This is a genomic window from Vibrio sp. Y42_MX_L11, assembly GCF_024181785.1.
GTDB classification, from domain to species: domain Bacteria; phylum Pseudomonadota; class Gammaproteobacteria; order Enterobacterales; family Vibrionaceae; genus Vibrio; species Vibrio diabolicus.
Map to the genome: position 1 here is coordinate 225447 of NZ_JAMZAP010000001.1, position 14023 is coordinate 239469.

At 45.1% G+C, this 14023-nt stretch carries 12 protein-coding genes; 5 read left to right on the top strand and 7 right to left on the bottom strand.

The window, feature by feature from the left end; all coding sequences use genetic code 11:
• Position 1: 1 nt before the first annotated feature.
• The 7 genes from cydB to aspS form a co-directional block, all read right to left on the bottom strand.
• Positions 2–1138: a cytochrome d ubiquinol oxidase subunit II gene (gene cydB, locus NL643_RS00990; protein ID WP_006742909.1), complete on the bottom strand. Its 1137-nt coding sequence runs from the start codon at positions 1136–1138 to the stop codon at positions 2–4.
• A 17-nt stretch (positions 1139–1155) separates the two neighbouring features.
• The gene (cydA, locus tag NL643_RS00995; protein ID WP_012841977.1) at positions 1156–2742 is read right to left on the bottom strand and encodes a cytochrome ubiquinol oxidase subunit I; all 1587 of its coding nucleotides are present in this window, start codon (positions 2740–2742) and stop codon (positions 1156–1158) included.
• A gap of 461 nt (positions 2743–3203) precedes the next feature.
• Positions 3204–4208: a Holliday junction branch migration DNA helicase RuvB gene (gene ruvB / locus NL643_RS01000; RefSeq protein ID WP_031780162.1), complete on the bottom strand. Its 1005-nt coding sequence runs from the start codon at positions 4206–4208 to the stop codon at positions 3204–3206.
• Positions 4209–4494: 286 nt separating this feature from the next.
• On the bottom strand, positions 4495–5106 hold the full coding sequence (gene ruvA / locus NL643_RS01005; RefSeq protein WP_012841979.1) for a Holliday junction branch migration protein RuvA: 612 nt from the start codon (positions 5104–5106) through the stop codon (positions 4495–4497).
• Positions 5107–5173: 67 nt separating this feature from the next.
• On the bottom strand, positions 5174–5695 hold the full coding sequence (ruvC, locus tag NL643_RS01010) for a crossover junction endodeoxyribonuclease RuvC (protein ID WP_012841980.1): 522 nt from the start codon (positions 5693–5695) through the stop codon (positions 5174–5176).
• A gap of 91 nt (positions 5696–5786) precedes the next feature.
• On the bottom strand, positions 5787–6533 hold the full coding sequence (locus tag NL643_RS01015) for a YebC/PmpR family DNA-binding transcriptional regulator (protein WP_253643759.1): 747 nt from the start codon (positions 6531–6533) through the stop codon (positions 5787–5789).
• 142 nt (positions 6534–6675) lie between these two features.
• A complete protein-coding gene (gene aspS, locus NL643_RS01020; RefSeq protein WP_074191083.1) occupies positions 6676–8454 on the bottom strand; it encodes an aspartate--tRNA ligase in 1779 nt (592 codons plus the stop codon).
• 273 nt (positions 8455–8727) lie between these two features.
• Between aspS and NL643_RS01025 the strand changes: the two genes are divergently transcribed.
• From NL643_RS01025 to NL643_RS01045, 5 genes are all read left to right on the top strand, one after another.
• Positions 8728–9594, top strand: coding sequence for a DUF72 domain-containing protein (locus NL643_RS01025; protein WP_253643760.1), 867 nt, complete (start codon positions 8728–8730; stop codon positions 9592–9594).
• 93 nt (positions 9595–9687) lie between these two features.
• On the top strand, positions 9688–10425 hold the full coding sequence (gene cmoA, locus NL643_RS01030; RefSeq protein ID WP_253643761.1) for a carboxy-S-adenosyl-L-methionine synthase CmoA: 738 nt from the start codon (positions 9688–9690) through the stop codon (positions 10423–10425).
• Positions 10426–10510: 85 nt separating this feature from the next.
• Positions 10511–11482: a tRNA 5-methoxyuridine(34)/uridine 5-oxyacetic acid(34) synthase CmoB gene (cmoB, locus tag NL643_RS01035; protein WP_005390743.1), complete on the top strand. Its 972-nt coding sequence runs from the start codon at positions 10511–10513 to the stop codon at positions 11480–11482.
• A 276-nt stretch (positions 11483–11758) separates the two neighbouring features.
• Complete coding sequence (locus NL643_RS01040) at positions 11759–12505, top strand: ATP-dependent zinc protease (RefSeq protein ID WP_253643762.1); 747 nt, start codon at positions 11759–11761, stop codon at positions 12503–12505.
• 11 nt (positions 12506–12516) lie between these two features.
• A complete protein-coding gene (locus NL643_RS01045; protein WP_005390741.1) occupies positions 12517–14022 on the top strand; it encodes an inactive transglutaminase family protein in 1506 nt (501 codons plus the stop codon).
• Position 14023 lies beyond the last annotated feature (1 nt).

Genomic DNA, 14023 nt, shown 5'->3' on the forward strand with positions numbered 1-14023 from the left:
CTTAGTAAAGTGAGTTTTTGTTGTCTTCAATGTACTGATCATCAAGGCGACCAAACATCTTGTAGTAAGTCCAAGACGTGTAACCAAGGATGATTGGTACCATAACAAACGCAACGCCTGTCATTAGGTTCAGAGTCAGTTCAGATGACGTTGCATCCCACATTGTTAAGCTGTGGCTTGGCATTAAGTCTGAAGGCATGATGAATGGGAACATCGCAAAACCTGCAGTAAAGATAACGCCAGCAACACCCAGACTTGAAGTAATGAACGAAATCGCACACTTTTCAAGACGAGATGCCAATACGGCAAGAAGCGGCATTGCAACACCTAGTACAGGGGCAGCCCATAGTAGTGGGTAGTTTTCAAAATTCTTCATCCATGCACCAGCTTCACGGATTACCTCTTTGTTTAGAGGGTTAGAAGCTGCATTAGTGTCGATACCGCCAACAATGACGTAACCATCGATATTTTGGATCCAGAAACCAGCCGCTACAAACGCGGCAACCGTCAGTAAACCTGCCAACTGAGCAACGTTGCGAGCACGCACATGCACTTCGCCCGTTGTTTTCATTTGTAGCCAAGTCGAACCTTGCATCAAAATCATGAACAAGCTAACTAGGCCACACAGCAGTGCAAATGGGTTTAGAAGACCAAAGAATGAGCCATGGTATGTTGGCATCAAGAACTCACTCAATTGGAATGGTACACCCTGTAGTAGGTTGCCAAACGCTACACCAAAGATGATTGGTGGAACAAATCCACTGATTGAGATACAGATATCCCAGGTATTGCGCCATTTTGGATCTTCAATTTTAGAGCGGTAGTCTAGGCCCAGAGGACGAAGCCATAGCGCTGCTAGTGTCAAAATCATCGCTAAGTAGAAGCCTGAAAATGACGTTGCGTAAACCAAAGGCCAAGCTGCAAACAATGCACCACCAGCAGTGATAAGCCAAACTTGGTTACCATCCCAGTGAGGGGCAATTGAGTTAATCATGACACGACGTTGAGTGTCGTTTTTACCGATGATAGGTACAAGCGCGCCTACACCCATATCGAAACCGTCTGTTACTGCAAAACCAACTAGTAGAACACCGATTAGTACCCACCAGATGAGTCGCAAGATTTCGTAATCAAACATCTTGTTATCTCCTTACCTTACGCTTCTACTTGGCGACTAACTTTGTCTTCAACAGAGTCAGCATTTTGCTCGAAGTGGTAGCGACCCGTTTTCAGGCTGCTTGGGCCTTTACGAGCGAATTTCAACATTAGGTAAACTTCTGCAACCAGGAATACCGTGTATAGCGCCAGAATTGCGAAGAGTGAAGTCCAGATTTCGCCAGCAGTTAGTGCAGAAGCTGCAACGTGCACTGGTAAAATTTCACCAACAGCCCATGGCTGACGACCGTACTCAGCAACGAACCAACCCGCTTCAATCGCAATCCACGGTAGTGGGATGCTGAATAATGCAGCTTTAAGAATCCATTGTTTTTGTTCGATCTTCTGACGACACGTTTGAATAAACGCCGCACCGAAAACGAATAGCATGATGAAACCACAAGCAACCATGATACGGAATGACCAGAATAGCGGCCATACTGTTGGGATTGAATCGTCCGCAGCAGCTTGGATTTGCTCTTCTGTCGCATCAACAACATTGTCTGTGTAGCGTTTTAGAAGTAGACCGTAACCTAGGTCACCCTTCACTTCATCAAACGCAGTCATGTTTTCTTCTGACTTGTCACCTGCGCGAAGCTTCTCTAGAAGTTCATACGCGTACATACCGTCACGAATACGATCGACGTGCTCATCACGTAGGTCACGAAGACCTGTTACTTGCTCATCAAAAGAACGTGTCGCGATGATACCCATTACGTAAGGGATCTTGATTGCGTAATCTGTGTGCATGGTTTCTTGGTTAGGAACACCAAACAACGTAAACGCTGCTGGAGCTGGCTCTGTGTGCCATTCTGCTTCAATTGCAGCAAGCTTCACTTTTTGAACTTCACCAAGCTCGTAGCCAGATTCGTCACCAAGAACGATGGTAGATAAGATAGCTGCAATACCGAAAGATGCAGCGATAGCAAATGAACGACGAGCAAACGCAATGTCACGACCTTTTAATAGGTAGTATGAACTGATGCCTAGAATAAACATTGCGCCACAAGTGTAACCAGAAGCAACCGTATGCACGAACTTAACCTGAGCTACTGGGTTTAGTACAACCTCAGAGAAGCTCACCATTTCCATTCGCATAGTTTCGAAGTTGAAGTCCGCGCCTACTGGGTTTTGCATCCAGCCGTTTGCGATAAGAATCCAAAGTGCAGAGAAGTTAGAGCCCAACGCCACAAGCCAAGTAACCGCTAAGTGTTGACGTTTAGATAGACGATCCCACCCGAAGAAGAATAGACCAACAAAAGTTGACTCCAGGAAGAATGCGACAAGGGCTTCGATCGCTAGCGGCGCACCGAAGATGTCACCTACATAGTGGGAGTAGTAAGACCAGTTCGTACCAAACTGGAATTCCATGGTAAGGCCTGTCGCCACACCAAGTGCAAAGTTAATACCGAATAGCTTACCCCAGAACTTGGTCATGTCCTTATAGATTTGCTTGTTCGTCATTACGTACATCGATTCCATAATGGCCAGAAGGAAGGCCATACCAAGGGTCAATGGTACGAATAGGAAGTGATACATCGCTGTCAGTGCAAACTGCAACCGCGATAGATCAACTACGTCAATCATGGTAACTCCTATGTGTCGGCTGAATGACACTCTCTACATATTGCAATCCATATTCAAGTGTTATTTACACTTGAAAAATGTTGAATTATCACAACTCATTGTTGCAAAAATGTGCTTCATTGGTTAGTTAATTGTTAAGCATCAGCTAATATAGCTAGGGCTAATATTACTTGTAAAAACAGATTGTTTCAAAAGGTTTATAGCCGGAATGCGCTTTGATATACATCAATGTTTATGCGCGGAATTTGCACAAAAATCCATCACATTGATCCAGATCAACCAGTATTAGATACGGATGTTAAGAGAGAGTAATCAGGAGAGAAATTAACCAGTTGTGAGCAAACATAGAGTTAACAATCAATGCTTTTTACTTACTAAACTGGTATGAGAAGAAATTCAAAAAATGTGAGTTTGGTCAACTTTAATGAAGCGCTGGGCCGCAAAGGCCCAGCGAGGGAATCTTATTTTTCAATTCCGAAATGCAAATACGCACGATCTGTCGCGATTCTTCCACGTGGAGTGCGTTGTAAATAACCTTGCTGAATAAGATAAGGCTCAAGAACGTCTTCGATAGTATCCTTTTCTTCACCAATCGCTGCCGCCATGTTATCGAGTCCGACCGGACCACCACCAAATTTCTCCATAATTGCGAGTAGCAGTTTGCGGTCCATATAATCGAAACCTTCGGCATCCACATCAAGCATATTCAGCGCTTTGTCGGCAACCTCTGCACAAATGTGACCATTTCCTTTCACTTCCGCATAATCGCGAACACGACGTAGTAGACGGTTAGCAATACGTGGTGTGCCACGTGCACGTCTTGCCACTTCCAAGGCGCCTTCAGGTTCCATTGACAAACCTAAACAATCCGCGCTGCGCTGCACAATATCTTGTAGGTCTTTTATCTTATAAAACTCAAGACGCTGAGTAATACCAAAACGATCGCGTAATGGTGACGTTAAAGAGCCAGCTCGGGTCGTTGCACCAATCAAAGTAAACGGTGGCAAATCGATCTTAATAGAACGAGCGGCCGGACCTTCACCGATCATAATATCCAGTTGATAATCTTCCATCGCCGGATACAGAACCTCTTCAACCATCGGGCTTAAGCGGTGAATTTCGTCAATAAATAGAACGTCATTTTCTTCTAGGTTGGTTAGTAACGCGGCTAAATCGCCTGCTTTTTCAAGAACTGGCCCTGAAGTAGTACGGATGTTTACTTCCATCTCGTTGGCGACAATATTTGCTAGCGTGGTTTTACCCAAACCCGGAGGGCCAAAAATTAACAGGTGATCAAGTGCTTCGCTACGTAACTGAGCAGCTTTAATGAAGATCTCCATTTGGTCACGGACATGGTCCTGACCTTGGTAATCCGCTAATTTTTTTGGTCGAATAGCACGGTCAATGACATCTTCATCACGAAAGGCAGGGTTTTCTGGCGCGATTAAACGATCGGCTTCAATCATCTTTTTACCTTGAAAAATGGTTACCTGAGAGAATAATGCCGCTCGTTTAACAGCAAGTGGCATATTTCTGTATCTCGTCATCCTGTACAGCGACGAAGGAGCGTGATACAGGATCTTCTATCCGAGCGGTTTATGGTCAAATTGTTTCATTAACCGCTCAGCGTGCTGCTATTAGATTCCCAGTCTCGCTAGGCTCGCTGGAATGACACAAAAAATATCGTTAAGCGATTGGCGTTAACCTTAGAGAATGAGTTATCTTGAACAAATGCTCACTGTGAAACCAGCGTTACACCATTGATTTTAGAGCTTCACGGATCATTTGCTCACTGCTCATGTCCGGTTTAGCGATCTGAGACACCACTTTCGACGCTTGAGTCGGCTTGTAACCCAAAGCTAGAAGCGCGCTAATTGCCTCTTCTTCCGCGTTGTTGGATGTCGCACCAGAATCCGCAGGAGCAGCATCCGTAAATGGTGTAAATAGATCGCCAGCACCCCACCCTTTCAAGCGGTCTTTCATTTCAACAACCAATCGCTCTGCGGTTTTCTTGCCAACGCCTGGAAGCTTAACCAGCGTAGAAACGTCTTCATGTTCAACACAAGTAACAAATTGCGTTGCTGTCATACCAGAGAGAATACCAAGACCGAGTTTAGGACCAACGCCATTGGCTTTGATCACTTCACGGAAAAGTGCCCGTTCTTTTACTGTGTTGAAACCGTATAGCAATTGCGCATCTTCACGGACGACAAAGTGAGTATAAATAATGGCTTCTTCGCCAACATTTGGCAGCTCGTAAAAACAGCTCATTGGCATCTGGACTTCATAACCAATGCCATTAACTTCAATTAATACTTCAGGTGGTTGTTTTTCAATCAGTGTGCCACGAAGACGTCCAATCACTATAAATACTCTTTGGAAATGAATTTGCGACAGGATAATAAAGAACTGGATAGACATCCAGTTAATTTTATCGGTAGCGCCCTTTTCTGGCACTGGTTGCTTTGCCCGCTAAGGCAACGAGGGTTTTGTTCGTATTGGCATGACAAATCGCCACACCTAAAGCATCGGCTGCATCCGCTTGAGGCTTGGCGGGCAGTTTAAGCATCTGCTGAACCATATGCTGAACTTGCGCTTTGTCCGCGCCACCAGTACCGACTACTGCTTGCTTAATAAGACGCGCGGCGTATTCGTATACCGGCAACTCTGCATTTACAGCAGCAACAATTGCGCTGCCACGAGCCTGGCCAAGCTTTAATGCTGAATCCGCATTTTTAGCCATAAACACTTGTTCAATCGCAAATACGTCCGGTTGAAACTGAGTAATGATTTCCGTGACGCCAGCGTAAATCTGCTTAAGACGGCCCGGAAGTTCTTTTTCTGAAGTACGAATACAGCCACTACCAAGGTATTGCAAATGGCGTCCATTTTGACGAATGACCCCATAACCGGTAATGCGTGAACCTGGGTCAATGCCCAAAATAATTGACATGAATGTTCCTAAAAATGAGGCCGAATGCGACCTCAATTTCTTATTATTACTTTCTAATTTCGGAGCGAATACCGCTCACTGCACATTGAGTTTACTCTAGAGAGGCTGCAACGTCGTCAGAGATATCACCGTTGTGATAAACCTCCTGAACATCGTCCAGATCTTCTAAAGCGTCAATCAAACGAAGCAGTTTTGGCGCAGTGTCCACATCCAGTTCTGCTTTCGTTGAAGGGATAAGCGACACTTCGGCGTTCTCCGCCTCAAAACCTGCAGCATCAAGGGCATCTTTTACGAGTCCAAAATCGCCTGGGGCCGTGTAGACATCAATCGAGCCATCTTCTGCCGTTTCAATGTCATCAGCACCACTTTCTAATGCTACTTCCATTACCGCATCCTCATCTAAACCTGGGGCGTATGAGATCACGCCTTTCTTGTCGAAAAGATAGTTTACACTACCATCCGTACCCAGATTGCCTCCTGACTTCGAGAACGCATGGCGTACGCCAGATACTGTGCGATTTCGGTTATCCGTCATACATTCGACCATGACCGCAGTGCCACCCGGACCATAACCTTCATAGATTACGGTTTCCATATTGTCATCGCCTTCACCACCAGCACCTCGGCTGACAGCGCGGTTGACAGTGTCACGCGTCATGTTGTTAGACAACGCTTTATCAATTGCAGCTCGCAAACGTGGGTTATTTTCTGGCTCACCGCCTCCCTCTTTTGCCGCAACAACGATTTCACGGATTAATTTGGTAAAGATTTTGCCGCGCTTCGCATCTTGCGCTGCTTTACGGTGACGAATATTCGCCCATTTACTATGACCTGCCATAATTCACCTTTTAATGTATTTTGACGCTTAATAGCAAACATGAGCTAAAAAGCGTTGCTTGGGAAATTGCTTTGGAAGTTTCTTGGGTTTATTTAAACAAAAACTCCCGCAGTTGCGGGAGTTTTCTTCAAATGTTGTGCGCTTATTCTGCGTCTTTTTCTTTCGCTGCAGTCACTGCGATTGCTAGCTCTTCTAGCGCTGCTGGGTTCGCAATGCTTGGTGCGTCTGTTAGTAGACACGCCGCTGCTGTTGTTTTCGGGAATGCAATAACATCACGTATGTTCTCAGTACCACATAGCAGCATCACTAGACGGTCAAGACCGAATGCAAGACCAGCGTGTGGAGGCGTACCGAATTTCAGTGCATCAAGCAGGAAGCCGAACTTAAGCTGTTGCTCTTCAGGTGTGATGCCTAGAATATCAAATACGGCTTCTTGCATATCTGCGTTGTGGATACGAACAGAACCGCCGCCAACTTCGTAACCATTTAGAACCATATCATAAGCGTTAGAGTTTGCCGCAGCTGGGTTCGCTTTTAGCTCTTCCGCAGTCACACCTAGAGGTGACGTGAATGGGTGGTGCATCGCGTGTAGGTTGCCTTCGTCATCTTCTTCGAACATTGGGAAGTCAACAACCCATAGTGGAGCCCATGCAGATTCGTCAGTGAGCTCTAGATCTTTACCTAGCTTCAGACGCAGTGCACCCATTGCTTCTGCAACGATGCCCGCTTTATCAGCGCCAAATAGGATGATATCACCAGATTCCGCTTGAGTGCGATCTAGGATAGCGTTGATCACGTCTTCGTTTAGGAATTTAGCCACTGGAGATTGGATACCTTCCATGCCTGCAGCACGGTCGTTAACCTTCATCCAAGCTAGACCTTTCGCACCGTAGATACCAACGAATTCACCGTAGCCATCAATTTGCTTACGAGTCAAAGATGCACCACCTGGAACGCGAATAACGGCAACGCGGCCTTTCTCGTCGTTTGCTGGGCCAGAGAATACTTTGAACTCAACGTCTTTCACTAGGTCAGCAACGTCTACTAGCTCTAGTGGGTTACGTAGGTCTGGCTTGTCAGAACCGAAACGGCGAATCGCTTCGCTGAATGGCATTACTGGGAACTGACCTAGGTCTACGTTTAGTAGCTCTTGCCACATATCGCGAACCATGTTTTCCGTCACTTCACGTACTTGCTCAGCCGTCATGAATGACGTTTCGATATCGATCTGAGTGAATTCTGGTTGACGGTCAGCACGTAAGTCTTCATCACGGAAACACTTAACGATTTGGTAGTAACGGTCAAAACCAGACATCATTAGCAGCTGTTTGAATAGCTGTGGAGACTGAGGAAGCGCGTAGAAGCTGCCTTTGTGAACACGGCTAGGTACTAGGTAGTCACGCGCGCCTTCTGGTGTCGCTTTCGTTAGTACTGGTGTTTCGATATCTAGGAAGCCGTTGTCATCTAGGAAACGACGAACAAAGCTAGATGCTTTAGCACGTAGCTTGATGCGGTCACTCATTTCTGGACGACGAAGGTCTAAGTAACGGTACTTCAGACGTTGCTCTTCAGAGTTCTTTTGGTTGAAGTCTAGAGGCAAAACGTCACTGCGGTTGATGATTTCAAGACCTGTCGCAAGGATCTCAACTTCACCTGTTGCCATGTCTTTGTTTGCTTGGCTTTCTGGACGAACGCGTACTTCACCCGTTAGTTTGATACAGAATTCATTACGAAGTGTGTTAGCCACTTCATACGCATCCGCCATATCTGGATCAACAACTACCTGAACGATACCTTCGCGATCTCGCATATCAATAAAAATAAGACCGCCTAAATCACGACGACGGTTAACCCAGCCGCAAAGTTCTACAGTTTGTCCTGCAAGGGACTTGTTCAGGTGACCACAGTAATGGGTACGCATAATGAAATTCCCAATCTCTCAAATGTTGTTAACTACGCTCTGTCAGCCTCATTGCCAAGCAGAGTAAAGATTCAGTTATACGCTGAATGTCCACGAAAATCGACTACTCAACATACAATTACGTGTGTTTTATCATTCACTGGTGCTTTTTAGTACAACAAATGTTCAAAAGCGCACCAAAGCGAAAAAATTGGTGGGGATTATAGCGTGAAATTACCTATTTCAGCAAAACTCTCGTAAAGTATTCACACGAGTAGCAAGCAGTAAAGAATAATGGATAACTTACCTCTTCGACTTGGATTGACGATGTGGTCGCACAATCAATGGCAACAAAGCTTTTACGGCAGCGGGACAAAGCCCGCTGAACGTTTAGAAAAGTATGCACAGGTGTTCCATACCGTGGAAGGCAACACGACATTTTATGCCACGCCGACGCTCAACACGGTGCAAAACTGGAGATCAGCAACCCACGATGATTTTCGCTTTACTTTCAAACTTCCTAAAGCCATCACTCATGAGCAAATGCTAAGAGGTTGCAGCGAACAACTGAGAGACTTCATGAAAGTCATGGAGCCGTTGCATGACCGTGTGGGGCAATGGACAATTCAATTGCCAGCCGCATTTGGTCCTGAGCACCTTGATCGATTGAAAAAGTTCTGTGCGAGCTTTCCACCTAACTTCCCTCTTGGTGTTGAGGTTCGTCATATGGCATTTTTCTCCAAAGGTGAAGAAGAGCGAGCGCTTAACCAATGGTTAGTAGAAAATAACATTGACCGCATTATTATGGATAGCCGCCCTGTCTTTGCCGCTAAGCCAGATAATGAAGCGATCATTGATGCGCAAATAAAAAAACCAAGAGTACCAGTCCACGCTATTGCTACCGCTTCACACCCTTTGGTTCGCTTTATTGGTCATCCAGAAGAACAGCAAAATTACGAGTTTTTTACACCATGGCTCAGCAAGTTGCCGCAATGGATTGCAGAAGGTAAACAGCCGTATGTCATGATCCATACTGCGGACAATATAATTGCGCCGGAGTTGGCAGCCAATCTGTATAAAGACATACAGAAGCGTATAACACTTCCTGACTTGGCATCTTTCCCGGCTAACGATGGCAACTCGCAGTTGCAGATGTTCTAACGCAACACATGACAGAGGCGTGAAATTCCCATAAAATACGCGCCTTTTTTGATGCCTGACGTTTTCAGGCGGCTTGTATGCAGAGACTTGGTTATGAACCCTAAGAGCAATCCAGATACTATTTTTTCGGCTCCAATCGATAAAATTGGGGATTTCACGTTCGATGAACGCGTAGCGGAAGTATTTCCTGACATGATTCAACGATCGGTGCCGGGTTACAGCAACATTATTTCTGCAATCGGTATGTTGGCAGAACGCTTTGTGAAGCCTCACTCAAACATCTACGACTTAGGTTGTTCTTTGGGTGCCGCTACGCTGTCTATGCGTCGTCATATCAAACAAGAACGCTGTAAAATCATTGCGGTAGACAACTCTCCAGCCATGGTTGAGCGTTGCAAATTGCATGTAAACGCGTACCGAAGCGATACTCCTGTAGATGTGGTTGAAGCGGATATTCGTAATATCGATATTGAAAACGCATCAGTTGTCGTACTGAACTTTACTCTGCAATTTCTTTCTCCAGACGATCGTTACGCCCTGCTTGAACGAATCTACGCAGGTCTACGTCCAGGCGGAATTTTGATTTTGTCGGAGAAATTCGTCTTCGAAGATGAAGTGTCAAACGAGCTATTAATTGACCTTCACCACGACTTTAAACGTGCAAATGGTTATAGCGAACTAGAAATCAGCCAAAAGCGCAGCGCGATAGAAAACGTAATGCGCCCAGATTCAAAGAAAGAGCATAAAGAGCGTTTCGCTAAAATTGGCTTTTCTAGCTACGATGTTTGGTTCCAATGCTTTAACTTTGGCTCTATGTTCGCAATTAAATAAACCGTGCATACAAAGGCCCTGAATCACGCCACTTTAGGCTGTTATTTAATACTTTTAATACCATCAACTCAGCGATTAACTAACTATGTTTAACTTTGCAAACTTCTACCAATTGATTGCCCAAGACACACGTCTTCAACCTTGGCTCAATGTGCTACCACAACAGCTAACGGATTGGCAAAATGCAGAGCACGGTGACTTTGGTCGCTGGTTGAAAGCACTGAACAAGATTCCAGAAGGCTCACCGGATCAAATTGACATCAAGAATTCAGTGACCATCAGCAACGACACTCCTTTCCATGAAGGTGAGCTGAAGAAATTAGAGAACTTACTTCGTACATTCCACCCATGGCGCAAAGGGCCATACCACGTACACGGCATTCATATTGATACTGAGTGGCGCAGTGACTGGAAATGGGACCGTGTGCTTCCTCATATTTCTCCATTAAAGAACCGCAGCGTACTCGATGTTGGTTGTGGTAACGGCTACCACATGTGGCGCATGCTGGGTGAAGGTGCACGCTTAACCGTCGGTATCGATCCATCTCACCTGTTCCTAATTCAGTTCGAAGCAATTCGTAAACTAATGGGAGATGACCAACGTGCGCACCTACTGCCGTTGGGTATTGAACAACTACCTAAGTTAGAAGCGTTCGACACGGTATTCAGCATGGGCGTGCTTTACCATCGCCGATCGCCTCTGGATCACTTAGTGCAACTAAAAGATCAATTGGTGTCTGGTGGTGAACTCGTACTAGAAACACTAGTGATTGAAGGTGATGAGAATGCAGTGTTGGTTCCAACTTCTCGTTACGCACAAATGCGTAATGTCTATTTCTTCCCTTCAGCAAAAGCGCTGAAAGTATGGTTAGAGTTGGTAGGATTTGAAGATGTGCGCATCGTTGATGAAAATGTCACTTCGGTTGATGAACAACGTACCACAGATTGGATGACGCATAACTCTCTACCAGACTATCTAGATCCGAACGACCCAAGCAAGACTGTAGAAGGTTACCCTGCCCCTCGCCGCGCGGTTCTTGTCGCTCGCAAACCATAATTCGCTGAGATTCCTGACATTGTCTTAACTCATTTTACGAGTTAAGACATTACCCTCTTTCCTCGTACTGAGCGTGTTTGTTTTTCGAGTCCATTTGTTACATCAAAACATAAGCACGCTCTAAATAAGGATGCGCTTTTATGTCCTTGATTTTTAGCTTTTCATCACTATTCCTCAAACAATAAGTAATAGAGAAACATTCTTACTTGTGAGGCTTTATCGATATGAGCTAAACTCCTAAAAAATAAACAACTTAATCCAATCCCAAGGTTTTCAATGTTATTACGATTGACCCCGATTGTTGCCATCGCCTTACTATCTGGATGCTCACTAACCAAAGGCGAACAGTACCACCAAGAAACGTTAGCGGCTATTCAAACTTCAGAAGCGAATGTCAATAATCGCATTACTAACTTAGAGCTTCAGCTCAGCAACCAATCGGACTATATCGACAGCCTTGAAGAACAAGTCGATAAACTACAGGTTGAACTTCTGACATTTCGTGATGAAGCAATGGCAGAAGTGAAAAAGCCAAAAGACCCGATTATTGTCCAATCTCCTGCTCCTGTGGAACCAACACCAACTCATGATATTGTCCTTGGCTCAATTGAAAAGGTCACTATCGACTCCATTAAGCAGACTTTTGATGCACGTGTCGACACCGGTGCCGCAACCTCATCTTTAAATGCAGTTGATATTGAAGAGTTCGAAAGAAACGGCAAAAACTGGGTTCGATTCCACCTGGCAGATACCAGTAAATCTGAAGAAGAAAAAAATACTTGGATCGAAGCGCCAGTCATTCGTTACGTAAAAATTCGCCAAGTTACCAGTGAAGAACTAGAACGTCGCGCTGTAGTCGAACTTTGGGTGCGCGTTGGAAAAATTCATGAAAAAGCGCAATTTACGTTGGCAGATCGCTCGCATATGAACCATCCTATTTTACTGGGTAGAGAATTTATGCGCGACATCGCACTTGTCGATGTAAGTCGTACCTATATCCAAACGGACGAAGATAAAAAATAATAAGGTAGATTATGACGTCAAAAATACCGTTTTACCTTTCAATCATCTTATTGGTGATTGCGGGCATTGCTTTGAGTGTTTTCAGACATGAAAACTACGGCGTGCCTTGGACACCAGGCGAAACTCGTCAGGTATGGGATGTAGAGGCACGTATTGAGTTCAATGCTAACGGCAATGAAGTCAAAGCTTCACTCGCAGCACCTCATACACAAAGTGGTTATACGCTTATCGGTGAATCCGCTTCCTCTTCTGGTTATGGCGTTTCCTACATTAATTCTGATTCTGGACGTCGTGCCGAGTGGTCAATTCGTCAGGCCAAAGGTCCTCAAACCATTTACTACAAAGCGCAGTTCTTAGTGGACCCTCAGGCTAAAGTTACGCCTCTACCACCAACTGAAGACATTACGCCACCAACGCTATCAGCGCCACAAGCTGCGGCGGCAAATGCCCTTGTTGAGCGTGCGATGAGTCGTTCTGCCGACAATGTGACCTTTACTCGTGAACTCATCAAAGCGCTTAATGACCCAGACAGTCAAAACTCATCGCTACTACTGAATGACTTCAGCCGTACTGATGCACTACATAATATTTTGCTTACCGCAGGTATACAGAGCAAAACTGTCGGTGTTATCGAACTAGAAGATGGCCGTCGACGCCAAACCATTCAACCAATGGTTCAGGTTTGGTCAGGTAAAGATTGGGTACTGTTCTCACCAAATTCCGAACAGAAAGCCGTGAAACCAAACTTATTAGTTTGGGATGAGTCGAATGTATCCCTGCTTGATCTTGTTGGTGGTAAAAATAGCCAAGTTCATTTCTCAATGATCAAGCAAGAAATGACTCCACAGCAAGCGACGAACAACAAGATAGAAGCTGATGGGCTGCTGAATATTTCAATTCATAGCTTGCCTCTTGAAGAACAAGCGATGTTTAAGACCATCATGCTGATCCCTATCGGTGCCCTTATCGTGGTGTTCTTGCGTGTGATTATCGGTCTAAAAACATCCGGTACTTTCATGCCAGTACTGATTGCTGTTGCGTTTGTTCAAACCCAGCTATTAACGGGTATTGTCGGTTTCTTACTGATCGTTGGCACAGGCTTGATTATTCGAAGTTACTTATCGAGGTTGAACTTACTGCTTGTAGCACGGATATCAGCGGTCATTATTACCGTTATTATGATCATTTCGGTGTTCACAGTAGTCGCATTTAAGATGGGCTTAACGGAAGGCTTAACAATTACGTTCTTCCCGATGATCATCTTGTCTTGGACAATTGAACGTATGTCTATCCTATGGGAAGAAGAAGGCGCGAAAGAAGTTGCTCTGCAAGGTGGGGGCTCACTGCTCACCGCAGTATTGGTTTACTTAGCGATGACGAACTCATACATTCAGCACCTAACCTTTAATTTCATTGGTCTACAGTTGATTGTTCTGGCCGGTATTCTATTGCTAGGTACTTACACAGGTTACCGTCTAACTGAGTTACGTCGTTTCAAACCACTAGCGGAGGACTAAA

What these genes read in the sequence shown, in the direction of transcription:
- cydB (WP_006742909.1), bottom strand. Translation starts at nt 1,138, where the DNA reads ATGTTTGATTACGAAATCTTGCGACTCATCTGGTGGGTACTAATCGGT.
- cydA (WP_012841977.1), bottom strand. Translation starts at nt 2,742, where the DNA reads ATGATTGACGTAGTTGATCTATCGCGGTTGCAGTTTGCACTGACAGCG.
- ruvB (WP_031780162.1), bottom strand. Translation starts at nt 4,208, where the DNA reads ATGATTGAAGCCGATCGTTTAATCGCGCCAGAAAACCCTGCCTTTCGT.
- ruvC (WP_012841980.1), bottom strand. Translation starts at nt 5,695, where the DNA reads ATGTCAATTATTTTGGGCATTGACCCAGGTTCACGCATTACCGGTTAT.
- NL643_RS01015 (WP_253643759.1), bottom strand. Translation starts at nt 6,533, where the DNA reads ATGGCAGGTCATAGTAAATGGGCGAATATTCGTCACCGTAAAGCAGCG.
- aspS (WP_074191083.1), bottom strand. Translation starts at nt 8,454, where the DNA reads ATGCGTACCCATTACTGTGGTCACCTGAACAAGTCCCTTGCAGGACAA.
- NL643_RS01025 (WP_253643760.1), top strand. Translation starts at nt 8,728, where the DNA reads ATGGATAACTTACCTCTTCGACTTGGATTGACGATGTGGTCGCACAAT.
- cmoA (WP_253643761.1), top strand. Translation starts at nt 9,688, where the DNA reads ATGAACCCTAAGAGCAATCCAGATACTATTTTTTCGGCTCCAATCGAT.
- cmoB (WP_005390743.1), top strand. Translation starts at nt 10,511, where the DNA reads ATGTTTAACTTTGCAAACTTCTACCAATTGATTGCCCAAGACACACGT.
- NL643_RS01040 (WP_253643762.1), top strand. Translation starts at nt 11,759, where the DNA reads ATGTTATTACGATTGACCCCGATTGTTGCCATCGCCTTACTATCTGGA.
- NL643_RS01045 (WP_005390741.1), top strand. Translation starts at nt 12,517, where the DNA reads ATGACGTCAAAAATACCGTTTTACCTTTCAATCATCTTATTGGTGATT.